Here is a 23,443-nt window from a genome sequence, read left to right as displayed (position 1 = left end):
ATGAACGGCGCCGACGCCCTGATCGCGACCCTGGTGGCCAACGAGGTCACCGCCTGCTTCGCCAATCCCGGCACGTCAGAGATGCAGTTCGTGGCCGCCCTGGACGGCGTGCCGGCGATGCGCCCAGTCCTGTGCCAGTTCGAGGGCGTGGCCACCGGCGCCGCCGACGGCTACGGTCGGATCGCGGACAAGCCGGCCTGCACCCTGCTGCACCTTGGCCCCGGCTACGGCAACGGCGTCGCCAACCTGCACAATGCGCGCCGGGCCTTCACGCCCATCGTCAACGTCATCGGCGACCACGCCACCTATCACCGCCAGTACGACGCGCCGTTGAACTCCGACATCGCCACCCTGGTGAAGCCCAATTCGATCTGGGCCAAGTCGGCCGACACGCCCGACACGGTGGCCAGCCTGGCCGCCGAGGCGGTCGCCGCCAGCTACGGCCCGCCTGGCGGCCCGGTCAGCTTGATCCTGCCCGCCGACGCCGCCTGGCTGCCGGCCCAGGGCGAGCCCGTGATCGCGCAGAAGCCTGCGCGGGCCGCGCCCGCCGCATCGGCGGTCGACGCCGCCGCCAAGGCCATCAAGGGAGCGAAGAAGCCGGTCGTCCTCCTGGGCGGCCAGGCCGTCCGCGCCGAGGCGCTGAAGCAGGCCGCGCGCCTGGAGGCGGCCGGGGTCACGGTCTATTCCGACACCTTCGTCGCGCGCCAGCCGCGCGGCGCCGGCGGCTTCCTGCCGAAGAAGATGCAATACTTCGGCGAGATGGCCCTGGCCGAACTCGAGGGCGTGGACCTGATGGTCTATGCCGGCACGACCATGCCGGTGGCGTTCTTCGCCTATCCCAACCGCCCCAGCGTGCTGGTCCCGGAAGACTGTCAGACCCTGACCCTCGCCGAACGCAGCGAAGACGCCGTCGCCGGCCTCGCCGCCCTGGCCGATGCGCTGGGCGCGCCGAAGGAAGGGCCCAGCCAGGTGCTGGCGCTGCCAGACGCGGCTCCGACCGGGAAGCAGACCGCCTATACGATCGGCGCCTCGATCGCCCGGCACATGCCCGAGGGCGCCATCATCTGCGACGACGCCGTCACCTCCGGCGCCGGGATCGCCGCCAATACCGCGACCGCCCGGCCGCACGACGTGCTGGCGCTGACGGGCGGGGCCATCGGCATCGGCCTGCCGCTCGCCATCGGCGCCGCCGTGGCCGCACCCGACCGCAAGGTCCTCAGCCTGAACGGCGACGGCTCGGCCATGTACACGGTGCAGGCGCTGTGGACGATGGCGCGCGAGAACCTCGACATCACCGTGGTCGTGTTCGCCAACTACACCTACCGCATCCTCAACATCGAGATGCAGCGCACGGGCGCCGGCGAGGCCGGGCCGTCGGCCCGCAAGCTGCTGGACCTGGGCGAGCCCAACATCGACTTCGTGGCGGTGGCCAAGGGCCTCGGCCTCCCGGCGGTGAGCTGCGCCACCGCCGAGGAGTTCGAAAAGGCCTTCGCCGGCGCCATGGGCCAGCGCGGCCCGATGTTCATCGAAGCGAAGATCTAGCCGCCCAGGCCCTCCGCCAGAATGACGCGATAGTCGGCGCCCTTGAGGCGGTGCTGTTTGGCGTCCTGGTAGGCCGGGCTGTCGTACCAGGCGCGCGCCGCGGCCTTGTCGGGGAACTGTAGCAGAACCACGCCCTCGGCGGCGTCGCCCTCCAGCACCTCCAGGGCGCCGTAGAAGGCCAGCGGCGTGATCTGGTGGTCGCCCCGGGCGCCCGCGGCCTTCTGGCCGTAGGTCTTCAGCTCTTCGGGGTCGGTGGTCTTGTTCTTGATGAAGATCACATAGGCCGGCATCGGCTCTCTCCTTCGAATGGGGGCGCCAACCTCGCGGCCCTGCCCCAACGTTCGGCAAGCAAAAGGCCCGCGGATCGCTCCGCGGGCCTTCGTGATCCCGGCCGTGGCCGAAACGCCTAGGTGTTGCCGGGCAGCTTGCAGTTGCCGGCGAACGCGCAGCCGATGGCCTGGACGGCCGTCACGGCGGGCTTGTCCTGGTACTCGATCATGTAGCCCTTCAGCTTGTCGGCGCAGGCCACTTCCACATAGGTCGTGCCCTTCTCGGTCTTGCCGACCACGCGGCTGTTCGAGACCTCGCAGGAGTTGAAGTTGAACTTCTTGAGGTCGGCGGTCAGCAGGGCGTAGGCCGCTTCCGGCTTGGTCAGCGAGCACTTGTAGCCGGCGATGGGGGCGCGGGCGCAGTCCAGGGCTTGGCCCTTCGAGCCGGCCTTCGAGATCAGGATGGCGCCCGAGCCGTCCTTGCAGACCAGTTCGACGACTTCCTCGCCCGGCTTCGACGGGAACAAGGCGTACTTGTCGACGTCGCACTTGCCACCGGCGCTCGTCACCAGCTTGGTGTAGAGGCCGGCCTGCTCGCTCTGGGCCTGGCGCGCGTCCGTCAGGGTGCAGCCGCCCAGGATCTGGGTGGCCTTGGCGCACTCGTAGGTCTCGGTCAGGGTGCCGGCGGCGGCGACCTTGTAGATGTAGCCCTTACCGTCCTGGCAGGAGGCTTCGTAGAAGGTCGAGTTGTCCTTCGACACGCCGACAAAGCGGCGGTCCTTCACGGCGCAGCCGTTGTTGGCCATGCCCGCGTACTTGTCGACCACGGCGATGCGCGCCGCCTTGTCGCTCAGCGTGCATTTGATGTTGGTTTCGGCGTCGTCGTACATCAGGCAGTTCTGGGCCTGGGCGGGCTTCGCGCTATCGAACGGCACGCTCGCCAGCACGATGTAGCCCTGGCCGCCCTGGCAGGCGACTTCCATGTAGGTGTTGGTCTTGGTCTGGCCGATGCCGCGCGCCTGCTCGGGAATGCAGTCGGCGCCGGCCGCCTTCAGCAGGGGCTGCAGGACCGCCTTCGGGTCCGAGTTGCCCGGCAGGATGCAGGGAGCCGACGGCGCCTGGCCCGGGGCCGGCGGCGTGTTCGCCTCGATGCAGCTGTAGGCGATGATCGCGCCCTCGGCCGGCTTCTGCAGGACGTAGCCCATCTGGCCCGCGCCGCAGGAGACTTCGAAGTAGGAGGTCTTGCTCTTCTTGTCCTCGCCGATCAGGCGGGCGTCGTCGACCTGGCAGGAGAGGCCCGCGGCCTGCACCACGGCCGGCGCCTGGGCCTTGCCGGCCTTGCGGGCGGCCTCGGGGATCGCGGCCGGCTTCTTGCCTTGCGAGATGGCCGCCGCCGGGACCAGCAGCGCGGCGACCATCGCCATCGCCAGCCCGATTGCTTTAGGCGTCTTCACCTGTGTCTTCTCCTGGGTCGTGACCGGGGGGTCGTTATTTTGCGGCACATAAACGCGGCCATGTCGTCGGGGTCAAGCTGCCCGGCGAACCGGGCCGAACTATGACTTGTTTCCAATGGCTTAGCTTGACAGCACCACGTTCGGCGACGCTCCGGCAGCCGCCCCGGCGTCAGATGCGGCGCACGCGTAGGCGGGCGCCTTCCACGCCCACCACCTTGACGCTCGCCCCGGCCTCCAGCGCCTCGCCGTCGTCCAGCTCGGCCGCCCACTCCTTGCCGTCGATGAAGACCCGGCCTGCGCCGCGGGCGAAGGCCGTCACCGCCGCGCCCTCATGGCCCACCAGCCGCGCGACATTGTCGTTGATGTCGCCTGCGGGCGCCGTGGCCTGGCGTGGCAGGTAGCGCCGCGCCAGCAGGGTCGAGACCATGGTCAGCAGGGCGAAGACAAGCAGGGCCGTCGGCAGGCTGATGTCCGCCAGACCGACCACGGCCGCCGTCGCCGCAGCCGACGCCGACGCCCACAGCAGCCATCCCGAACCGGTCACGACCTCCACCGCCAAAATCGCGGCGGCAAGGCCGGCCCAGATCCAGAACGGCTGTTCCGCCAGCAGGCCCGCGATCGCGTCCATGCCTCAGGCTCCTGTCGGAGGGACCGAACCCCGGCCCCGGGGCTGAGGCCGCGGCGCGGCCGGACCGTCGGCGCCGATGGCCTTCACCAGCTCGCCGATCCCGCCGACGGTCCCCACCAGGGCGCCCATCTCCGCCGGGACGATCACCGTCTTCTGCTGCGGGCTCTCGGCCAGCTTGCCGAACGCTTCCACGTACTTCTGCGCCACGAAATAGTTGATGGCGTTGACGTCGCCGGCGGCGATGGCGTCGGAGACCAGCTCCGTGGCCTTGGCCTCGGCCTGGGCCGAGCGCTCCCGCGCCTCCGCGTCGCGGAAGGCGGCTTCCTTGCGGCCTTCGGCCTCCAGGATCGCGGACTGCTTCTGGCCCTCGGCGCGGGCGATGGCGGCCGACTTCTCGCCGTCGGCCTCGGTGATCACCGCGCGCCGCTCGCGCTCGGCCTTCATCTGGCGGGCCATGGCGTTGGTGATGTCGGGCGGCGGCGTCAGGTCCTTGATCTCGATCCGCGCCACCTTCACCCCCCACGGCGTCGTGGCCTGGTCGATGACGTCCAGCAGCCGGGTGTTGATCAGGTCGCGCTGGCTCAGCACCTCGTCCAGCTCCATCGAGCCCACCACCGTCCGCAGGTTGGTCATGGTGAGCTGCGAGATGGCGTAGTTCAGGTTGTCCACCCGGTAGGCCGCCTGGCTGGCGTCCATCACCTGGATGAAGACGATCGCGTCCACCTGGACCATCACATTGTCCTTGGTGATCACCTCCTGGCGCGGCACGTCCAGGACCTGCTCCATCATGTTCACCCGCCGGCCCACACCCTCGACGAACGGCGTCAGGAAGCTGATGCCCGGCTTCAAGGTGCGCGTGTAGCGGCCAAACTGTTCGACGGTGTACTCGCGCCCCTGCGGCACGATCTTGATGGCGCCCAGCGCCACCACCACCGCCAGCGCCAGGAACACCAGCGCGACGATCAGCCCGATATCCATCCTGCCCTCCCCAGAGACCGCGCAGAGCTTATCGGGGGTTGCGGCCGGCCGCCACGGAAACCGGACGGACATGCTCGCGCCCAGATCGAGGGTCTGTTAGCGGTCCGCCATGATCCGACACCTGCTGCTCGTCCCGGCCGCCCTCGCCTGCCTCGCCGCCGCCCCGGCCCCCAAGGCGCGCGCAGCCAAGGCCCCCGCCGCCAAGGCCGCCCCGGCCAAGCCCGCGCCGAAGCCCGCCGCGCCCTACGATGCGCAGAACCCACAGGACCTGATGGCGATCCTGGGCGAGGCGGGCGCCAAGGTGCAGACCGGCCGCAAGGAAGCGGACTCCGTGTTCGTCACCGTCACCTCCGCGGCGGCCAACTTCTCGCTGCAGTTCGCCGGCTGCAATCCGCAGGGGCGCTCCTGCCAGGCGGCGCTGTTCGACAGTCTGCTGGACGGCGGCTCGCCGACGCTGGCCCAGATCAACGGCTTCAACCAGACCTCGGTCTTCTGCCGCATCTACCAGGACAAGGCCGGCAAGGCGCACGCCATCTACGCCGCCATGCTGGTGAAGTCCGACACCAGAGACAGCGCCGTCACCCACCTCGCCGCCTGGCAGGGCTGCCTCGGCGAAGCCCGAGGCTTCCTGCGCGACCCCGTCGCCTACCTGGCCGAGGCGGCTTAGGAGGCTGTCGGACCTGCGGTGCGAGCGGCGGGATTGCGAGGGAGAGGGGCGCTACTGACCACGCCTCAAGGTGTCGTCGAAGTACGCAATTGTGCGTTCAAGACCCGCCCTGAGGGGGGTCGACGGAGCCCAGTCCAGTGTCGCGCGCGCAAGACCGATGTCGGGCTGTCGCTGGCGTGGGTCGTCGGTGGGCAGCGGTTTCGACACGATCGACGAGCGGCTGCCCGTCAGATCGATGATCAGGGCGGCCAAGTCGCGGATGGATATCTCGTCCGGATTGCCCAGATTGATCGGTCCGACAATCGCAGCCTCGGCTTCCATGAGGCGCAAGACGCCTTCGACAAGGTCGTCCACGTAGCAGAATGATCGCGTCTGCCCGCCGTCGCCATAGATCGCCAGCGGCTCGCCCCGGAGCGCTTGCACGACGAAGTTCGAGACGACCCGCCCGTCGTTCGGATGCATCCTCGGGCCATAGGTATTGAAGATGCGCGCAACCTTGATCTCGAGCTGGTGCTGACGCCAGTAGTCGAAAAAGAGAGTCTCGGCGCACCGCTTGCCCTCGTCGTAGCAGGACCGGGGCCCGATGGGATTTACATTGCCCCAATAGTCCTCGGTCTGCGGGTGACGGGTCGGATCGCCGTAAACCTCCGACGTCGAAGCCTGGAGAATGCGCGCCTTCAGGCGCTTGGCGAGGCCCAGCATGTTTATCGCGCCGTGCACGCTGACCTTGGTCGTCTGCACGGGGTCGAACTGATAGTACACGGGGCTCGCGGGGCAGGCGAAATTGTAGATGCGGTCCACCTCGACATAGAGGGGAAAGGTGATGTCGTGCCGCATCAGTTCGAAACGCGGGTTCTGCAAGAGGTGCGCGACGTTCGCGCGGCGCCCGGTGAAGAAGTTGTCCACGCACAGGACCTCGCGTCCCTCAGCCAGCAGCCGCTCGCAGAGAAACGAGCCTATGAAGCCCGCGCCGCCCGTCACCAAAACTCTGTCGCTGCTCGGCATTCGATTCTTCTCTAACCATGGGCGCGCCACATCTGCCGACTTCCGCTCGCAGGAGTCGAGGTCGGCTGCTAGAGGCACGGCGCAACCCGAGGGCGAAACGCTAGATGCAGGATTCGATAGCTTCCGCTCCGGCGAGCGCGCTTGCAGCCCGGAAGGCGGCCGCGGCTCTCCGGGGGGTAGGCCAGCACGCCGAAGCCCTCGCCATCCTGCAACAGGGCGCGGCCGCCTTTCCGAACGACGCCGATGTCCGCGCCGAACTGGGCCTGACGTTCGCCCTCCTGGGTCGCCCTCAGCTGGCGGAGCAATGTTATCGGCGCGCGCTGCAGCTGCAGCCGGACGACGTCTTCGCCCTGAGCAATCTCGGCGGAGCGCTGCTCCAAATGCGGCGACCCCGCGAGGCCGAGGTCTGCTTCCGCCGCGTACTCGAGCTCCAGCCCGAACAGCCGCAGGCCCTGCGGAACCTGACCACGATCGCTCGGGACAGCGGGCGGATCAACGAGGCAAAGGCCTATGCGATGCGGGTCTTTGCGCGCGCTCCGGCGCTCGACACCGCCTTGCAGGCCCACTTGGCGCTGTCGCCGATCGCGCCGTCGCAGGAAGATATTCAGGACCAGCGTCAGAGCTATGCGGCGGGCCTCCAGGCGTTCGCCGCCTCGACAGCCTCCATTTCCTACAGCGGCGAGAAGTTGAGCCTGCCCTGGTTCCACCTTGCCTACCACAATGAGGATGATCGCGGCCTCGTCACCGAAACGGCGGCGGTTCTCACCTCGAAAGGTGTGTTCGGCAGCGGCGCAGCTGCGCCCGCCGATTGGCGCTCCCCCGCCGACGAAGGGCGCCGGATACGGGTCGTGTTCTGCTCCGAATTCTTTTCGGAACACACCATCGGACGCCTTTATCGTGGCCTCGTCGCTCGCCTCGACCGCAACCTGTTCGAGGTGATCGTGCTGCACAGCTCGCACTCCCGGGCGGGTGCTTTCCGGGCTGGGTTCGACGAAGGCGCCGACATCGCTCGGGTGCTGCCGCCAGCGCCCGAGGCGCAGAGAGACGTCGTCAGGTCCTTGAGGCCGGACGTCCTCTTTTTCCCCGACGTTGGCATGGCCGCCCAAACCTATTTCCTGGCCGGCGCCCGTCTCGCGCCGGTGCAGGCAACCAGTTGGGGCCATCCCGACACCACCGGGCTGTCGACGATCGACTACTTCCTGTCCGCCCACAGCGCCGAACCGCCGGAGGCGCAGGACCAATACCAGGAGCGGCTGGTGCTCCTGCCCCGCCTACCCTCGTACTACCAAGCGCCAGGTCCAATCCCGGTGGTGGAAAGAGCCGCGCTGGGCTTACCCGAGGGCGGCACGCTCTATGGATGCCCGCAGAGCCTCTTCAAGTTCCATCCCGACTTCGACGCGGTCCTGGGCTCGATCTGTCGCCAGGATCCGACGGCCCGGATCGTCCTGATCCAGGCGCGCAACCCGTCTTGGACAGCGGCCCTGCGCGCCCGGTGGGCGCGGTCGGAACCGATCCTGCTCGAACGCGTGCATTTCCTCCCCCCGCTCAGTCACGAGGGGTTCATGGCGCATCTCGCCCACATCGACGTGCTGCTGGATCCGCTTCACTTCGGCAGCGGCAACACCTTGTACGAGGGGATGGCGGCCGGCGTTCCCATCGTCACCTGGCCCGGGCGATTCATGCGCGGACGCATCGTGGCGGCGGCCTACGCGCAGATGGAGATCGCGGACCCGCCCATTGCGCGCGACGCGGACGACTACGCGAGGATCGCCGTAGAATTGGGTCGCGATGCTGACCGACGGTCTTCCCTACGGAGTGAACTCTTGGCGAAGGCGAAGCAGCAGCTCTTCGCCGACGACCTCGCCGTCAGGGCGTTCGAGGCGTTCCTGACCGCAGCCGTCCAGGCCGCCGCGACGGGCAATCGCCTTGAGAGAGGCTGGCGCCCGATGCATCCGGAGACCTTTGCGTGACCGTCCACCAGCTCGTCGCCGCGGCCTGCCCCGTGTGCGGTCATAGCGTCGCCGTCCCCTTCCTCGATGGCGGACGTCATCCCTTGGCGACACTCGGATGGCCGGCCTCGACCGAAGAGGCGCTGACGATGGCGCGCCTTCCGCACGATTTCGTCCAGTGCCCGAATTGCACCCACGTGTGGAACCGCAGTTTTCGGTACGAGGATGTCCCCTACAAGGACAGTCCGAACCGGATGTTCAACAACGGGGTCATCTGGCAGGGCCATCTTGCCGAGAGCTGTGAGCTGCTCGTGCGACAGATGCCTCCCAATCCCACCCTTGTCGAAATCGGTTGCGGCGAGGGCCACTTTCTCCGTGCGCTGGCCAACGCCTGCGGCGGTGCGGCGCGGATCATCGGTTTCGACCCGAGCACCCATCCGGAGACCGGCCAGGGATTCGAATTCCACGCCCGCCTGTTCGATCCGCTGGAAGACATCGCCGCATTCCGGCCGGATGCGGTGGTCGTCCGGCACGTCATTGAACACCTGACCGCTCCAGCGACCCTCATCGAGCAACTCGCATGGGGCGCATCGCAGGCCGACAAGGACGTATGGCTGTTCGCTGAGAGTCCCTGCATCGACCGCGTGTTCGATACCGGGCGGCTGGCGGACTTCTTCTACGAGCATGTCTCGCATTTCTCGACGGAGTCCTTCAGGACTCTCATGGGGCGGGCCGGAGACATCTTTGAGTTGTCACATGGGTACGATGGCGAGGTCGTCTATGGATTGGTCCGATTGGACGTCCCGGACGCTCGGAAACGTCGCGCTCAATCCTCGAGCAGCTTTTACGCCCGCGCCGCGGAGACGCGCGCCGCCGTCGCCCGCCAGATCGACGCCCTCGCGGCCCGCGGCGCCACGGTCGCCGTGTGGGGCGGCACCGGCAAGGGGGCGACGTTCATGCACCAGTTCGGACTGGACGCCTGTCGCTTCCCGCTTGTCGTCGATTCCGACCCCACCAAGGTCGGCACCTACGTTCCAGGCGTAGGCCAGATCATCCAGTTTCGCGATGTCCTGAAGACCCAACCACCCGCGGCCGTCCTCATCCCAACACAATGGAGGGCGGCCGACATTGTCCGGGAAATGGAGAGGGAAGGTATCGTCGCCGAGACGGTGCTGATCGAGCACAACGGCCGCCTGATCGACTACCGGACCGACCCTCACCCCTATCGCTAGGGACGAGAGCGGTCTGGCGATCTCCGGCCAGCGGGCAGGACGTCAATCGGCTTTGCGGGCGGCTTAGGCCGGAACCGCCGCGCCGCGCCGGATCGCCGAGACGCGGTCGATGGCGGCCTCGGCTTCGGCCATGATCCGCGCGACGATCTCCGCCGCCGGCAGGACGTCCCGGACCCCGCCGGCCGACTGGCCCATGGCGAAGCAGGAACGGTCGATGTCGAGCCCCTCGATCTGGCCGCCGATGCCGCCCATCACGCCCTCGCGGGTCGACAGCATCGCCTGCTGCGGGAACGGCTGGATCTCGGCCGGGCGGGTCTCCCAGTCCTCGACGTAAGGGTTCTTCTTCACCCGCATCGGCTTGCCCGAATAGCTGCGGGTGCGGATGGTGTCCTCGTCCGAGGCCTCCACGATCACGTCGCGGTACATCTGTCCCGCGTGCGCCTCGGCCGACGCGATGAACCGGGTGCCCATCCAGACGCCCACGGCGCCCAGGCTCAGCGCCGCCGCCAGGCCCCGGCCGTCGTAGAGGCCGCCGGCGGCCACCACCGGGATCTTCACCTGCTCCACCGTCTGGGCCACCAGAGGCATGGTGCCGACCAGGCCCGTGTGACCGCCCCCCTCGCCGCCCTGGCAGATCACCGCGTCGCAGCCGGCCTGCTCGGCCTTCACCGCGTGCTTCACCGCGCCGCAGACGACCATGACCTTGAGACCGGCCTTCTTCAGCTTCTCCAGGATCGGCATCGGCACGCCGAGGCCAGCGACGAAGCTGGAGGCGCCCTCCTCGATGATCACGTCCACCGAGGCGGTGAGGCTTTCCGGCGAGGCGGCCAGCAGGTCGACCCCGAACGGCTTGTCGGTGAGCGTCTTAACCTGCCGCATCTGGTCGCGGATGAAGTCGGGCCCGCGGCCGGCCATGCCCAGCACGCCGTAGCCGCCGGCGTTCGACACCGCCGCCGCCAGTTCGGCGTACGAGACCCCGCCCATGCCGGCCAGCATGATCGGGTGCTTCACCCCCAGCAAGTCGCAGAGCTTGGTGTGCAGGGCCATCGGACATCCTCCCGTCGTTCGTTGCGCGGGAGCATGGCGCCCAAGGTTATCGTTGGAAACCGTGACGCGAGGTCAGGCGGGGCGGATCACCGGCAGCCGCGAGAGGTTCTCGGCGGCGAAGTCCAGGAACGCCCGCACCCGGGGCGGCGCCAGCCGCGCGGTCACCGTGACCAACTGGACCGGGATCGGCGCCGGCTCGTACGCCGCCAGCAGCCGAACCAGCCGCCCAGCCGCCAGCTCATCGGCCACCTGGTACGAAAACACCCGCGTCACGCCCCGGCCTTCGACCGCCGCGGCGATCACCGGCTCGATGGCGTTGATCATCAGCCGCGGGCGCAGGCGCACCGTCTGGCTCCCGCGCGGCCCGTCGAAGCGCCATTCGATCAGGCCGGGCTGGGTGCTGGGATATACGATGTCGTGTTCGCCGACGTCGGCCGGCCCGGCGGGCGTTCCGCTACGCGCGAGATAGGCCGGCGCGGCCACCACCACCCGGCGAACCTCCCCGACCCGGCGGGCGACCAGGCTGGAATCGGCCAGGGCGCCGATCCGCACCGCCACGTCCAGGCCCGCGTCGATCATGTCGAGGTTGCGGTCGTTCAGCACCAGCTCGGCGGCGAGCTGCGGGTGGGCGTCGAGGAACCGGGCCAGCAGCGGGGCGACGTGGCGGCGGCCGAACACCAGCGGCGCGCTGATCCGCAACATGCCCCGAAGCGGCCCATCGTCCTCGCCGGTCATCGCCGCCTCGTACGCGGCCAGGACCGTGCGCGCCTCGTCGGCCAGCCGCCGTCCGGCCTCGGTCACCGCAAGGCGGCGGGTGGTGCGCTCCACCAGCCGCGCCCCGATCCGGCCCTCCAGCGCGGCCAAGGTCCGCGTCACCGCGGCGGGCGAGCGGCGCAGCCGGCGCGCCGCGGCTGCGAGGCTCCCGGTCTCCAGCACGGCGACGAACACCGCCAGTTCGTCCAGCCGGTCCATTATTCCACTCTCTGCAAGTCTGACTTGCGATCTTGCCTGCTTATGTGCGAGATCCGCAACGTCTAGCTTGTCGTCATGACCAGCCAGATCCGCCTGCACGGCGTCACTCTCTCCGGCCACGTCCACAAGGTGGGCGTCTTCCTGGGCCTCCTCGGCCTGCCGTACACGACGGTGGAGGCCGGGCGCGACCAGCGCGACACCGACGCCTTCCGCCGCCTGAACCCTCTGGGTCAGATCCCCGTCCTGGAGGACGGCGACGTGGTGCTGGCCGACTCCAACGCCATCCTCGTCTACCTGGCCAAGCGCTACGATCCCTCCGGCGCGTGGCTGCCGGAGACGCCGGTAGAGGCCGCGCGGGTCCAGCGGTGGCTCTCCATCTCGGCGGGCGAGGTCCGCTTCGGTCCGGCCAACGCGCGCGCCGTCCACCTGTTCGGCCTCAAGACCAACCTTGCCGACGCCCAGGCGGTCGCCGCCCGGCTGCTGGGCTTCATGGACGGGGCGCTCACGGGAACCGATTGGCTCGCCGGCGACCGCCCGACCCTCGCCGACGTGGCCTGCTACCCCTACGTGGCCTGCGCGCCGGAAGGCGGCGTGGACCTCGTCCCTTACCCTGCCGTCCGGGCCTGGATCGCGCGATTCGAGGCGCTCCCCGGCGTCGCCGCCATGCCCCGCTCGCCGGTCCCGGCGTAAGGCCATGGACGCAACCCCCTGGCATGCCGGCGAGCTTCGCGCCCAGGCGCTCTCGGGCGCCGACCACATTCCGGGCGGCGCGGGCATCCGCAGCTTCATGCCCGACCAGCACCGGGAGTTCTTCGCAAGCCTGCCGTTCATGGTCGCCGCGACCCTCGACGATGATGGCGCGCCGATGGCCACCCTGCTCACCGGCCGGCCGGGGTTCGTCGCGAGCCCCGACCCCACCACGCTCGCCATCGCCGCGCGCAGCGCCGATCCCGCGGGCCGACGGATGGAGCCGGGCGCGCCCATCGGCCTGCTGGGCATCCAGCCCGACACGCGCCGCCGCAACCGGGCCAATGGCGTTGTGGAGCAGGCAGACGGCCACGGGCTGACGGTCCGCGTCCGCCAGAGCTTCGGGAACTGTCCCCAGTACATCCACCCGCGCCACGTCATGGCCGATCGCCGCATCGCCATCGAGGCCGAACCCCTGGCGGGCCTGGATGCGCGCGCCCGCAAGCAGATCGCCGGCGCCGACACCTTCTTCGTCGCGACCGCCAGCGGACCGGGCGTGGAGAACGGGGGCGTCGACGTCTCGCACCGCGGCGGGCCGCCCGGCTTCGTCCAGGTGGCGGGCGACGTCCTGACCATCCCGGACTACCGGGGAAACCGCTACTTCAACACCCTGGGCAACCTGCTGCTCGAGCCGCGCGCGGCCCTGCTGTTTGTCGACTTCGCGGCCGGCGAGCTGCTGCACCTGCGGGGGACCGCCGAGGTGGCCTGGGACGAACACGAGCTGCCGGGCGCCGAGCGGACCTGGCGCTTCACCGTCACCGGCGGCTGGCGCGGGCCGGCCGGCCTCTATGCCTGAGCCTTGCCGCGTTTGGGCGGCGGAGGCTGGGGCCGCAGGAAGGTGAACTCCTGGTCCGACGACAGGTGCGGCTGGAACCGGTATCCGTCGAGGTCGAACCCCTTGAGGTCCGCCGCCGCCTCGATCCGGTTGTCGATGGCGTAGCGCGCCAGGGCGCCCCGCGCCCGCTTGGCGAAGAACGAGATGATCCTGGCCTCGCCGTCCTTCTCTTCCAGGAACCGGCAGGACAGTACCGGAGCCTTCAGCGCGGCCCGGTCCACGGCGCCGAAGTACTCGCCGCTGGCGCAGTTCACGACCGTCCGATCCTTGTGGCCAGCCGCCGCCTCGTCCAGCGCCTCTGCGATGCGCGGCCCCCAGAAGTCGTACAGGCTCTGCCCGCGCCGGGTCTTGATGCGGACGCCCATCTCGAGGCGATAGGGCTGGATCGCGTCCAGAGGTCTCAGCACGCCATAAAGGCCCGACAGGATCCGCACATGGTCCTGCGCCCAGCCCAGCGCCTTGCGGTCCAGCTCCCGCGCCTTCAGCCCCTGGTAGACGTCGCCGTTAAAGGCGAAGGCCGCCTGCAGGCCCTCTTCGCTCTCGGGATCGAAGACCTGGAACCGCTCACGGTTCAGCTTCGCCAGCGCGTCGGACAGCGACATCATCCGCTTCAGGTCGACGACGCGCAGTTTCCTCGTGGTCTTCGCCAGCTCGGCTGTCTGCTCCGTCATCTGCGGCAGGGTCAGCGGCGCGGAGGCGGGCGGCGCGTCGAAGTTCAGCGCCTTGGCCGGAGAGAGCACGATCAACATCGCCACCCTTTGCCGCGACTTGGCTGCGGCGCCAAGGCAGCCCCCGCGGGCTTGATCGCCCCCCAAGGCTCGGCCATGAGTGCGGCATGGGCGCTGTTCGGACAGATAAGCCGCTGATCGCATTGTTGATCGGCTTCACGATGCTGACGCTGTCGGTGCTCGGAGCCGTTTGGCTGACCGAACGGCAGGAAGAGGCCGCCGGCCTCGTCCGGCACACTCTGGAGGTCGAAAAGCGCCTGGCCGACGCCGCCTCCCTCATCCAGGAGGCCGAGACCGGCCAGCGCGGCTACATACTCACTGGCCGCATCGAGTTCCTGAAGCCGTACGACCTCGCGCGGGCCGAGCTGGACGGGGACCTCGTCGAGCTCCAACGCCTGCTCAGCGACAACCCGGCACAGGCCCCGCGGATCGCCACGTTCCGGACTCTGGCCAACCGACGCCTCGCCTATCTGAGCGAGAACCTCACCCGCTTCCAGGCGGGCACGCCGGCCGCACAGCTCGCCGACCGCCTCGACGAGGGCCGCCAGGTGATGGAGGAGCTGCGCGCGCTGATGGTCGGCTTGCGGGCCGAGGAGGAGCGCCTGCTCGCCGCGCGCACGGAACAGCTTCGGATGGAGGGATTGCGCCTTCGCATCGCCCTCGCCGTCAGTGGGCTCGCCGTGGTCGCGTTGGGGGCCTTCGCTTTCGTCGACGGCCGCCGGCGACTGCGGGGCGCGCTGGAAGCGGCCGCCGCCCTCGAAGTCGCCAACGCCAACCTCAAGATCGAAGGCGAAAGCCGCGAGGCGGCGGAGGCTCAGGTCCGCCAGTTCCAGAAGATGCAGGCCATCGGCCAGCTCACCGGCGGCATCGCCCACGACTTCAACAACATGCTCGCCATCGTCATCGGCTCGCTGGACCTCGCCAAGCGACGCCTCTCCAAGGATGTCGCCAAGGCCGAGGCCTGCATTGACAGCGCCCTGGAAGGCGCCGGCCGCGCCGCCCAGCTCACCGCCCGGCTCCTGGCCTTCTCCCGGCTCCAGCCGCTGGAGCCGCGGGTGCTGGACGTCAACAAGCTGGTCGGCGGCATGTCCGAGCTGCTCCGGCGCACCATCGGCGAGAACCTGCGGGTCGAGACGGTCCTTGCGGGCGGGCTTTGGCGCACGTTCGCCGATCCCGCGCAGCTCGAGAACGCCATCGTCAACCTCTGCGTAAACGCGCGCGACGCCATGCCCGAGGGCGGGCGGCTGACGATCGAGACGTCGAACGCCCACCTCGACGACGCCTATGCCGCCGCGCACCAGGAGGTGCATCCCGGCCAGTACGTGATGATCTCGGTGAGCGACACCGGCACCGGCATGCCGCCCGAGGTGGTCGAGCGCGCCTTCGAGCCCTTCTACACCACCAAGGGTGTCGGGCGCGGCACGGGCCTGGGGCTCAGCCAGGTGCATGGCTTCGTCAAGCAGAGCCACGGCCACGTGAAGATCTATTCCGAGGCGGGCCTTGGCACGACCATCAAGATCTACCTGCCGCGGAACACCGGCGAACTGGACGCCACCGACGGCCAGCCGCGGCCCGTCGGCGAGCTGCCGCACGGAAAGCCCGAGGAGATCATCCTGGTGGTGGAGGACGACGAACGGGTCCGCCACCTCAGCGTCGATGCCCTGCGCGAGCTCGGCTACACGGTGGTCCAGGCCTCGGACGCGGCCCAGGCGCTGACCGTGCTGGCCCTACAGCCGCGGGTCGACCTGCTGTTCACCGACGTCGTGATGCCCGACCTCGACGGCCGCCGGCTCGCCGACAAGGCCAGGGCGGAGCGACCCGGCCTGAAGGTGCTCTACACCACCGGCTACACGCGCAACGCCATCGTCCACAACGGGATGCTGGATGCCGACGTCGCCTTCATCGCCAAGCCCTTCACCATCGAGCAGGTGGCGATGAAGGTCCGCCAGGTGCTGGACAGCTAGAACAGCACCCGCGGGTTCAGGATGCGCTTGGGGTCCAGCGCCCGGCGGATGGCGCGCTGGGCCGAAAGCTCGACCTCGCTCTTGTAGCGCGCGCCCTCCGCCGTCTTCATGGCCCCCAGGCCGTGCTCGGCGCTGATCGAGCCGCCCATCCTGGCGACGATGTCGTGGACGATGCGCGAGCCCTGGTCCCGTCGCGCCGCATGTTCGGCGTCCGAGCCGCCGTCGGGCCGCAGCACGTCGTAGTGGATGTTGCCGTCGCCCACGTGGCCGAAGGCGGCGATCCGGGCGCCGGGGGCGAAGGCCTGCATCGCCGCCGTCGCCTCCGCGAGGAACGCGGCCACCTGGCTCACTGGCACGGCGATGTCGTGCTTCCAGGTGGCGCCCTCGGGCTTCTGGGCCGGCGACTGGTTCTCCCGGATCGCCCAAAGCGCCTTCGCCTGGGCCTCTGTCTGGGCCACCACGGCGTCGCGGACGAGGCCCGCCTCCAGCCCCTCGGCCAGGAACCGCTCCATCGCCGCCTCCGCCGAGCCGGGCTCACCGGAGGAAAACTCCGCCAGGACGTACCAGGGATGCGGTTCGGCCAGCGGATCGCGCGTACCGGCGATGTTGCGCAGGGCGAAGTCCAGGCCCAGGCGGCCCATCAGCTCGAAGGCCTCCACGGCGCCGCCCGTCGCGTCCTTGGCACGGGCGAGCAGGCGGATGGCGTCCTCCGGGCTGCCGACGCCGATCATCGCCACAGTCCGGGAGGCCATGACCGGATAGAGCTTCAGCGCCGCCGCCGTCACCACGCCCAGCGTGCCCTCCGCGCCGATCAGCAGCTGCTTCAGGTCGTAGCCGGTGTTGTCCTTGCGCAGGCGCTTCAGCCCATTCCAGACCTCGCCGTTCGGCAGCACGGCCTCCAGGCCCAGCACCAGACTTCGAGTCATTCCGTAGCGCAGCACCTGGGTGCCGCCCGCGTTGGTGGACACCACCCCGCCCACCGTGGCCGAGCCTTCCGACGCCAGCCCCAGCGGAAAGCGCCTCCGCACGCCGGCCGCCGCCGCATGTACCTCGGCCAGGGTGACGCCGGCCTCGGCCGTGAGGGCGTCGTCGAAGGCGTCGACCTCGCGAAGGCCTTTCATCCGTTCGGTAGAGAGCAGGACCTCGCCCAGCGGGATCTGGCCGCCGACCAGCCCGGTGTTCCCACCCTGGATGGTGATGGCCTGGCCGGCCTCGAAACAGATCCCCACGACCGCAGCCACGTCGGCGGTGGTCTTCGGCAAGGCCAGAAAGGGCGTCTGGCCGACCCAGCGGTCGCGCCATTCGACCAGCTTGGGGGCGATGCGCTCGGCGTCCTCGCTCCAGCCGCCGGGGCCCAGCACCGCCTTCAGGCGGGAGATCACATCGGCGGGGACGGGCGCGGTCATGGGCTCAATCTAGTCCTGCGGGCTCAGCCGACAAACCCCGCCGCGCGCTTGAGCCGGTCGTTGATGGCTTCCCCCAGCCCCTCGTGCGGGATCGGCGCGACGGCGATCCCGGCCGGCCCGGTGCGGTCGGCGGCGCGAAGGAAGGCGAAGAGGTTGGCGGCCGCTTCCCGCAGGTCGCCCGCGGGGCTGAGGTTGTACGGACCCGGCGCGCCGGGTCCGAACGAGAGCCACGCCTCCCCCGGTTCGGGGGCCCTCGCATCCAGCCGCACCGGTGCGTTGGGCGCATAGTGGCGCGCAAGCCGGCCGGGCGAGCGCTTCGCGTCGGCTTCCGCCTCGGCCAGCGGCCCGACCACCGCCTCGATCTCCGCCCGCGTCACCGCCCCCGGCCGCAGCAGGCGCGGCGCGTCCAGCAACGCCACCACGGTGGATTCGAGACCGATGCCGCACGGCCCCCCGTCCAGCGCCGCCGCCGCCGCCGCTCCGGTCTCCTCGACGGCGTCGGCGAAGGTGGTGGGGCTGGGCCGGCCGGAGCGGTTGGCGGACGGCGCCACCACCGGGCCGCCGACGGCCTCGATCAGCGCATGGGCCAGCGGGTGGGCCGGCGCCCGGACGGCCACCGTCTCCAGCCCCGCCCGCGCCAGGTCGCACACCGCCTGGGTGTCGCCGGCCGGCAGCACCAGGGTCAGCGGGCCGGGCCAGAACCGTCTCGCCAGCGCCTCGGCACGATCGTCGAAGCGGGCGATGCGTCGCGCCATCTCCAGGTCGGCCACATGGGCGATGAGCGGGTTGAAGCTGGGCCGGCCCTTGGCCTCGTAAACCGCCGCCACGGCCCGCGCATTGCCCGCGTCCGCCGCCAGGCCATAGACGGTTTCGGTGGGCATCAGCACCAGGCCGCCACCGCGGATGGCGCTCGCCGCCGCTTCCACCTCCGCCTGCCGATCGTTCACGGTCCCGCCTGCTTCCTGACGACCCCGACCTCCACCGCGAGGCCGGGCGTGTCGCCGGCCAGGGGTCTAGCGGCCGCGACGCCAAAGTCCGAGCGCTCGATGCGTCTGCGGTTGGAAGACTGTCGCATCCCGCGCGGCGAACCTCTAGAACCCGGCCCAGCTTTTTCGAGAGGCCGCCCGCATGACCTTCCGTGCTCCCGTCCGAGACCTGGCTTTCGCGCTCAAGACCGTCGACCATCCGCAGCTGCTGGCCCGCGCGTTCCCAGATCTCGACGACGACACGGTCCAGGCGGTTCTGGAAGCCGCGGCCGCCTTCGCCGACAACGAGCTCGCGCCCCTGAACCGCAAGGGTGACCTGGAAGGCGCCCGCTACGAGAACGGCCGGGTCACCGCGGCCCCAGGCTTCGCCGACGCCTACCGCCACTTCGTCGAGCAGGGGTGGAATTCGCTGTCCGCCGAGCCCGACCACGGCGGCCAGGGCCTGTCCAAGGCCATGGAACTGGCGGTGTTCGAGATGGTGCACGCCGCGAACATGGCGTTCGGCCTCTGCCCGATGCTGACCCAGGGCGCCATCGAGGCCCTGTCCCTGCACGGCACCGAGCGCCAGAAGCGGCTGATCCTGCCGAAGATGGTCTCCGGCGAGTGGACCGGCGCCATGGTCCTGACCGAGCCGCAGGCCGGGTCGGATCTCGCCGCCCTGACCACCCGCGCCGAGCCGGACGGCCAGGGCGGCTATCGCCTCACCGGCCAGAAGATCTTCATCACCTGGGGCGACCACGACGCGGCGGACAACATCTGCCACCTGGTCCTGGCCCGCACGCCCGATGCGCCCCCGGGCGTGAAGGGCATCAGCCTCTTCCTGGCCAACAAATTCGAGGTGAGGGACGACGGCTCCCTCGGCAGCCGCAACGACTTCCGCCCCGGATCCATCGAGCACAAGCTGGGCATCCACGCCTCGCCCACCTGCGTGATGCTGTATGAGGGCGCCCAGGCCGAGCTGGTCGGCGAGCTGGGCCAGGGCCTGGCCCACATGTTCGTCATGATGAACGCGGCGCGTCTGCAGGTCGGCGTGCAGGGGGTCGGCATCGCCGAACGCGCCTTCCAGCAGGCGCTGGCCTTCAGCCAGGAGCGCAAGCAGGGCCGGACCACCTGGGACGCGGACGGGGCGATCTACGGCCACCCCGACGTCCGCCGCACCCTGATGCTGATGAAGGCCAAGATCGAGGCGGCGCGCGGCATCTGCCTCACCACCGGCGTGCTCGCCGACCTCGCGCGCCTCGCCGACACCGAAGAGGAGCGCGCGGCCGCCAAGGCGCGGCAGGAGCTGCTCACCCCGATCGCCAAGGCCTGGTCCACCGACGTCGGCGTCGAATGCGCGTCCCTGGGGGTTCAGATCCACGGCGGCATGGGCTTTATCGAGGAGACCGGCGCGGCCCAGCATTACCGCGACGCCCGCATCGCGCCGATCTACGAGGGCACAAACGCGATCCAGGCCCTGGACCTGATCGGCCGCAAGGTGCGGCTCAATGGCGGCGCAACCCTCAAGGCGCTGTGCGCGGAGATGGCGCTGACCGCCGAGGTCCTCACCGAGACCGCCGAGCTCGCCCCCGTCGGCCGCCGCCTCGCCGCGGGCGTGGCAGCCCTGGAGCGCGCCACCGACGGCCTCCTGGGCGCCGCCAACGCGGCCGCCCTGACCGCGGCGACACCGTTCCTGAAGCTGGCCGGCGACGTGGTGGGCGGCTGGATCCTGGGCCGCCAGGCGCTGGCCGCCGCGGGTTCCGACGACCCCTGGCTCGCCAGCAAGGGCGCCCTCGCTCGGCTTTACGCCAGCCAGGTGCTCACCCTCGCGCCCGGCCTCGCCGACGCCATCGCCGAGGAGGGCGCCGAGGACATGGCCGCGGTCCCCGCCGCAGCCCTGGCCGGGTAACCCACTTCTCGGCCCACTCGCCTCAGGGTTGAGATAACGCCGATTCTCGGACAGTTTACCTTTGGGCCCTAGGGTCCCGCGAAACGGTAGGGGCGTAATGTCGAAGGCCAAGTCTCGGAGCGGTGCGCCAGCCGTGGCGGACGGCGTCGTCGACGCACGCTACACGGCCTATCAGCTGACCGTCGGCGGCCTCTGGCTGCCGCTTCCGATCCATTTCCTCTTCAACCTGGTCGCCGCCGCCGGGATCTGGTTCCTGGGCCATCCCCTGCTCGCGGCCGTGATGATGGCCAGTTCCTGCGCCATCGACACCGTCCAGCAGATGCTGGTCCGGCGCTGGCTCGCGCAGAGCGCCACGGCCGACGAGACGCGGGGCTTCCGTAAGCTCGGCGCGCTGTGCGTCGCGCGAATCGTCTTCTACACCGCCCCAACTATGGCCATGGCCTGGAACGGCGGGCCGCCCGAGTACCTGCTGTACGGCCTCCAGCTCATGACGCTGCTGCTCGTGGCCACCGGCGCGGGCGCCCTCTCGCGCACCGTGTTCTGGAGCCTCGCCGGTCCCGTCCTGCTTCAGATCGTGGCGATGATCTTCCTGCGCTTCGACCTGCCCACGGCGGCCGCCGTCAGCAGCGGCTTCGTGGTGCTGGCCATCATCCTCACCCTGATCACGGAGCGGACCAACCGCGCCATCTCCACCTGGCATGCGGCCTTCCTCGGCAATGTGGAGCTGGTGGACGACCTGGCCGCCGCGCGCGACCAGGCGGTCGCGGAACGGACCGCCGCCGACGCCGCCCGCGAGGCCGCACGCACGGCCAACCGCGCCAAGTCCAACTTCCTCGCCACGATGAGCCACGAGATCCGCACGCCGATGAACGGCGTCCTCGGCATGGCCCAGCTCATGAAGCGCGACGCCGTCGATCCGGTCCAGGCCGCCCGGCTGGACGTGCTGATCGACAGCGGCGAGTACCTGCTCTCGATCCTCAACGACATCCTCGACGTCTCCAAGATCGACGCCGGCAAGCTCGAAATCGTCCCCGCCGCCGAGGACCTCCACGACGTGCTCCACCGGCTGGTGAGCTTCTGGGCCCCGCGCGCCGATGAGCGCGGCGTGGCGCTCCAGCTCCGGCTCGGCGCCGACGTGCCCCAGATGGTGTTCGTCGACGCCCTGCGCCTGCGCCAGGTCCTGTTCAACCTGGTCGGCAATGCGCTGAAGTTCACCGACGTCGGCTCGGTCCAGGTCATCGCCGAGGCGGCCGTCTGGGACGACGACACGGTGCGCCTGCACCTGGCGGTTCGCGACACGGGCCCGGGGATCGCGCCCCAGCACCTGCCCCAGCTCTTCGACCGCTTCTCCCAGGCCGACGAGTCCGAGGCCCGGCGCTTCACCGGCACCGGCCTGGGCCTGGCCATCGTCAAGCAGCTGGTTGAGCTGATGAACGGCCGCGTCTGGGTCGAGAGCGAGCTCGGCCAGGGATCGACCTTCCACCTCGAGGTGCCGCTGGAGGTGGTCGAAGACGCCGCCTACCCCGCGGCCGCCGACGCCAACGAGCCGCAGGCCTTCGCTGTCGAGACGCTCCGCATTCTCGCGGTCGACGACAACGCCGTGAACCTCCTGGTCCTCGACCAGCTCCTCACCAGCCTCGGCCACACCGTCGCCAAGGCCGCGTCGGGCGCCGAGGCGCTGCGCGCGCTGAACGACGAGCGCTTCGACCTCGTGCTGACCGACATCCAGATGCCGGGCCTGACCGGCCTCGACGTCCTGCAGACCCTTCGCCTGGCTCCCGGCCCCAACCAGGCAGTCCCTGTCATCGCCCTCACGGCCGACGTCACCTCGGGCGGGCGCCAGAGCTACCTGGACCAGGGCTTCACAGAACACGCCGCCAAGCCGATCCAGCTCCAGGAGTTGCTTGGGGCCATCGTCCGCGCGGTCAGCGCCGGTCCGATCGAGATCTCCCGCGTCGCCTAAGCGGCCCGCAGGGACGGCAGGTCGTGCAGGGCGGGGTCCAGGCCCCGGCCCATCAGGTCGATGAAGTTGTCGCGGTAGAAGGCCCGCCGATCCACGGCGTCCACCCCGGCCAGGCTGTCGTTGAACCGCTTCAGCGGATTGCGCCCGCCCTCCACGTGCGGGAAGTCCGACGAGAACAGCACCATCTCGGTCCCGGCGTTCTCCATGATCCACGCCACGTCTTCGTGCGGATAGGGCGTGACGCGCAGCTGGCGGCGCAGGATGGCGCTGGGCGTGTCGGAGAGCGTCTGCAACCGCTCCTCCTTCCCGAACGCCGCGCAGCCGGAATCCAGGAACTTCATCAGGCTCGGCAGCCACGAGGCGCCCAGTTCGATGGCGCCGAATTTCAGCCGCGGGAACCGGTCGAACACCCCGTCGATGACCAACGCCGACAGGGTCTGCCAGATGCTCAGGGGGATCGCCATGAAGGTCAGGGAGGTGAAGTTCTCGTCCCCGCCGTGGAAGTCCTTCACGAAGGGCAGCCCGTTCTCCAGGTAGTCCTTGTGCATCTTCTCCTCGCCGCCGACGTGGAACAGGATCGGCAGCCCCGCCTCCTGCGCGACGGCCCACAACGGATCGAGCTCCCGGTGGCTCGGCGAGAAGCCCGGCGGATGGCGCGAGGGAACCACCAGCCCCTTGGCGCCCAGCTCGATGGCCTCGCGGGCGATCTGCGGCGCCCGCGCCCGGTCGATCAGCGGAACATAGCCGGTGGCCAGCAGCCGCCGGTCCACCGCGCAGAACTCGGTCATCATCCGATTGTGGGCGCGGGCCGCCTCCACCGCGAGGTCGACCTCGCCCATCTGCTCCAGCCCGAAGTTCGACAGGCAGGCGGTGGTGAACACCAGCTGGCTCGCGAATCCCAGGTAGTCCAGCGTCGCCGGCCGGTCGCTGGCCTCGAAGGCGCCCAGCGCCTCGTAGTTCTTGCGCAGCAGGATGTTGGCCTCGGCGCCGGCCCGGAACTCGGGATCCTTAGCCTTCTCCGCCGCCTTGGCGAACCATTCGGGCAGCACGTCCTTGCGGCCGGTCTTGTCGACGAACGCCTGGCGGAACCCGGGGTCGAGGTAGCGGTTGATCGTGCCCGGCAGCTCCATGATGTGGCTGTCGGCGTCGTGAACGGTCTGGCCCTCGACATAAGCCATGGCGC

General features: G+C 69.9%; 20 protein-coding genes. 9 read left to right on the top strand and 11 right to left on the bottom strand.

Annotation, left to right across the window (positions count from 1 at the left end; genetic code table 11):
- A complete protein-coding gene (locus A2790_RS12265) occupies positions 1-1,542 on the top strand; it encodes an acetolactate synthase large subunit (protein ID WP_293391885.1) in 1,542 nt (513 codons plus the stop codon).
- On the opposite strand, the gene A2790_RS12260 is transcribed toward A2790_RS12265, so the two are convergent.
- From A2790_RS12260 to A2790_RS12245, 4 genes are all read right to left on the bottom strand, one after another.
- Positions 1,539-1,832, bottom strand: coding sequence for a DUF1330 domain-containing protein (locus A2790_RS12260; protein ID WP_293391882.1), 294 nt, complete (start codon positions 1,830-1,832; stop codon positions 1,539-1,541). The genes A2790_RS12265 and A2790_RS12260 overlap by 4 nt on opposite strands.
- Positions 1,833-1,948: 116 nt before the next feature.
- Complete coding sequence (locus A2790_RS12255; RefSeq protein ID WP_293391879.1) at positions 1,949-3,265, bottom strand: hypothetical protein; 1,317 nt, start codon at positions 3,263-3,265, stop codon at positions 1,949-1,951.
- Between the two features lie 169 nt (positions 3,266-3,434).
- Positions 3,435-3,893, bottom strand: coding sequence for an NfeD family protein (locus tag A2790_RS12250; RefSeq protein WP_293391876.1), 459 nt, complete (start codon positions 3,891-3,893; stop codon positions 3,435-3,437).
- 3 nt (positions 3,894-3,896) lie between these two features.
- Positions 3,897-4,865 carry an SPFH domain-containing protein gene (locus A2790_RS12245; RefSeq protein WP_293391977.1) on the bottom strand — a complete coding sequence of 323 codons (969 nt, stop codon included), beginning with the start codon at positions 4,863-4,865 and terminating at the stop codon, positions 3,897-3,899.
- Positions 4,866-4,980: 115 nt separating this feature from the next.
- On the opposite strand from A2790_RS12245, the gene A2790_RS12240 reads away from it, so the two are divergent.
- Positions 4,981-5,538: a hypothetical protein gene (locus tag A2790_RS12240; protein ID WP_293391873.1), complete on the top strand. Its 558-nt coding sequence runs from the start codon at positions 4,981-4,983 to the stop codon at positions 5,536-5,538.
- Between the two features lie 51 nt (positions 5,539-5,589).
- On the opposite strand, the gene A2790_RS12235 is transcribed toward A2790_RS12240, so the two are convergent.
- Entirely contained in the window at positions 5,590-6,543 is a 954-nt protein-coding gene (locus tag A2790_RS12235; RefSeq protein WP_293391870.1) for a UDP-glucuronic acid decarboxylase family protein, read from the bottom strand.
- A 104-nt stretch (positions 6,544-6,647) separates the two neighbouring features.
- Here A2790_RS12235 and A2790_RS12230 point away from each other — a divergent pair, with 104 nt between their 5' ends.
- Both A2790_RS12230 and A2790_RS12225 read left to right on the top strand, forming a co-directional pair.
- Complete coding sequence (locus tag A2790_RS12230; protein ID WP_363080858.1) at positions 6,648-8,513, top strand: tetratricopeptide repeat protein; 1,866 nt, start codon at positions 6,648-6,650, stop codon at positions 8,511-8,513.
- Entirely contained in the window at positions 8,510-9,724 is a 1,215-nt protein-coding gene (locus tag A2790_RS12225) for a class I SAM-dependent methyltransferase (RefSeq protein WP_293391865.1), read from the top strand. The genes A2790_RS12230 and A2790_RS12225 overlap by 4 nt, the downstream gene beginning before the upstream one ends.
- A 63-nt stretch (positions 9,725-9,787) precedes the next feature.
- Here A2790_RS12225 and A2790_RS12220 read toward each other — a convergent pair whose 3' ends face one another.
- A complete protein-coding gene (locus tag A2790_RS12220) occupies positions 9,788-10,771 on the bottom strand; it encodes a nitronate monooxygenase family protein (protein ID WP_293391863.1) in 984 nt (327 codons plus the stop codon).
- 72 nt (positions 10,772-10,843) lie between these two features.
- Positions 10,844-11,743, bottom strand: coding sequence for a LysR substrate-binding domain-containing protein (locus tag A2790_RS12215; RefSeq protein WP_293391861.1), 900 nt, complete (start codon positions 11,741-11,743; stop codon positions 10,844-10,846).
- A gap of 75 nt (positions 11,744-11,818) precedes the next feature.
- Between A2790_RS12215 and A2790_RS12210 the strand changes: the two genes are divergently transcribed.
- On the top strand, positions 11,819-12,433 hold the full coding sequence (locus A2790_RS12210) for a glutathione S-transferase (RefSeq protein ID WP_293391858.1): 615 nt from the start codon (positions 11,819-11,821) through the stop codon (positions 12,431-12,433).
- Positions 12,434-12,437: 4 nt separating this feature from the next.
- A complete protein-coding gene (locus A2790_RS12205; protein WP_293391855.1) occupies positions 12,438-13,286 on the top strand; it encodes a pyridoxamine 5'-phosphate oxidase family protein in 849 nt (282 codons plus the stop codon).
- Here the strand turns inward: A2790_RS12205 and yaaA are convergent.
- Positions 13,277-14,074, bottom strand: a complete 798-nt coding sequence (gene yaaA, locus A2790_RS12200) for a peroxide stress protein YaaA (RefSeq protein WP_293391852.1) — start codon at positions 14,072-14,074, stop codon at positions 13,277-13,279. The genes A2790_RS12205 and yaaA overlap by 10 nt on opposite strands.
- Positions 14,075-14,160: 86 nt before the next feature.
- On the opposite strand from yaaA, the gene A2790_RS12195 reads away from it, so the two are divergent.
- Positions 14,161-16,017, top strand: coding sequence for a CHASE3 domain-containing protein (locus A2790_RS12195; RefSeq protein ID WP_293391849.1), 1,857 nt, complete (start codon positions 14,161-14,163; stop codon positions 16,015-16,017).
- Here the strand turns inward: A2790_RS12195 and A2790_RS12190 are convergent.
- Together A2790_RS12190 and A2790_RS12185 are read right to left on the bottom strand one after the other, a co-directional pair.
- The gene (locus A2790_RS12190; protein WP_293391846.1) at positions 16,014-17,423 is read right to left on the bottom strand and encodes an FAD-binding oxidoreductase; all 1,410 of its coding nucleotides are present in this window, start codon (positions 17,421-17,423) and stop codon (positions 16,014-16,016) included. The two genes, A2790_RS12195 and A2790_RS12190, sit on opposite strands and share 4 nt — an antisense overlap.
- 23 nt (positions 17,424-17,446) lie before the next feature.
- The gene (locus A2790_RS12185) at positions 17,447-18,370 is read right to left on the bottom strand and encodes an L-threonylcarbamoyladenylate synthase (RefSeq protein ID WP_293391843.1); all 924 of its coding nucleotides are present in this window, start codon (positions 18,368-18,370) and stop codon (positions 17,447-17,449) included.
- A gap of 181 nt (positions 18,371-18,551) precedes the next feature.
- Here A2790_RS12185 and A2790_RS12180 point away from each other — a divergent pair, with 181 nt between their 5' ends.
- Both A2790_RS12180 and A2790_RS12175 read left to right on the top strand, forming a co-directional pair.
- A complete protein-coding gene (locus tag A2790_RS12180; protein ID WP_293391841.1) occupies positions 18,552-20,297 on the top strand; it encodes an acyl-CoA dehydrogenase in 1,746 nt (581 codons plus the stop codon).
- A 133-nt stretch (positions 20,298-20,430) separates the two neighbouring features.
- Positions 20,431-22,260, top strand: coding sequence for an ATP-binding protein (locus tag A2790_RS12175; protein WP_293391839.1), 1,830 nt, complete (start codon positions 20,431-20,433; stop codon positions 22,258-22,260).
- On the opposite strand, the gene A2790_RS12170 is transcribed toward A2790_RS12175, so the two are convergent.
- Complete coding sequence (locus A2790_RS12170; protein WP_293391836.1) at positions 22,257-23,438, bottom strand: amidohydrolase family protein; 1,182 nt, start codon at positions 23,436-23,438, stop codon at positions 22,257-22,259. The genes A2790_RS12175 and A2790_RS12170 overlap by 4 nt on opposite strands.
- Positions 23,439-23,443 lie beyond the last annotated feature (5 nt).

Source organism: Phenylobacterium sp. RIFCSPHIGHO2_01_FULL_69_31 (assembly GCF_001824475.1).
Classification (GTDB): Bacteria; Pseudomonadota; Alphaproteobacteria; order Caulobacterales; family Caulobacteraceae; genus Phenylobacterium.
This window is presented reverse-complemented; position numbering and strand designations above follow the sequence as displayed.

Excerpts from the sequence above, each read along its gene's own strand:
- A2790_RS12215 (WP_293391861.1), bottom strand. The coding sequence starts at position 11,743 with ATGGACCGGCTGGACGAACTGGCGGTGTTCGTCGCCGTGCTGGAGACC.
- A2790_RS12220 (WP_293391863.1), bottom strand. The coding sequence starts at position 10,771 with ATGGCCCTGCACACCAAGCTCTGCGACTTGCTGGGGGTGAAGCACCCG.
- A2790_RS12260 (WP_293391882.1), bottom strand. The coding sequence starts at position 1,832 with ATGCCGGCCTATGTGATCTTCATCAAGAACAAGACCACCGACCCCGAA.
- A2790_RS12250 (WP_293391876.1), bottom strand. The coding sequence starts at position 3,893 with ATGGACGCGATCGCGGGCCTGCTGGCGGAACAGCCGTTCTGGATCTGG.
- yaaA (WP_293391852.1), bottom strand. The coding sequence starts at position 14,074 with ATGTTGATCGTGCTCTCTCCGGCCAAGGCGCTGAACTTCGACGCGCCG.
- A2790_RS12195 (WP_293391849.1), top strand. The coding sequence starts at position 14,161 with ATGGGCGCTGTTCGGACAGATAAGCCGCTGATCGCATTGTTGATCGGC.
- A2790_RS12180 (WP_293391841.1), top strand. The coding sequence starts at position 18,552 with ATGACCTTCCGTGCTCCCGTCCGAGACCTGGCTTTCGCGCTCAAGACC.
- A2790_RS12230 (WP_363080858.1), top strand. The coding sequence starts at position 6,648 with ATGCAGGATTCGATAGCTTCCGCTCCGGCGAGCGCGCTTGCAGCCCGG.
- A2790_RS12170 (WP_293391836.1), bottom strand. The coding sequence starts at position 23,438 with ATGGCTTATGTCGAGGGCCAGACCGTTCACGACGCCGACAGCCACATC.
- A2790_RS12265 (WP_293391885.1), top strand. The coding sequence starts at position 1 with ATGAACGGCGCCGACGCCCTGATCGCGACCCTGGTGGCCAACGAGGTC.
- A2790_RS12210 (WP_293391858.1), top strand. The coding sequence starts at position 11,819 with ATGACCAGCCAGATCCGCCTGCACGGCGTCACTCTCTCCGGCCACGTC.
- A2790_RS12235 (WP_293391870.1), bottom strand. The coding sequence starts at position 6,543 with ATGCCGAGCAGCGACAGAGTTTTGGTGACGGGCGGCGCGGGCTTCATA.
- A2790_RS12205 (WP_293391855.1), top strand. The coding sequence starts at position 12,438 with ATGGACGCAACCCCCTGGCATGCCGGCGAGCTTCGCGCCCAGGCGCTC.
- A2790_RS12190 (WP_293391846.1), bottom strand. The coding sequence starts at position 17,423 with ATGACCGCGCCCGTCCCCGCCGATGTGATCTCCCGCCTGAAGGCGGTG.
- A2790_RS12240 (WP_293391873.1), top strand. The coding sequence starts at position 4,981 with ATGATCCGACACCTGCTGCTCGTCCCGGCCGCCCTCGCCTGCCTCGCC.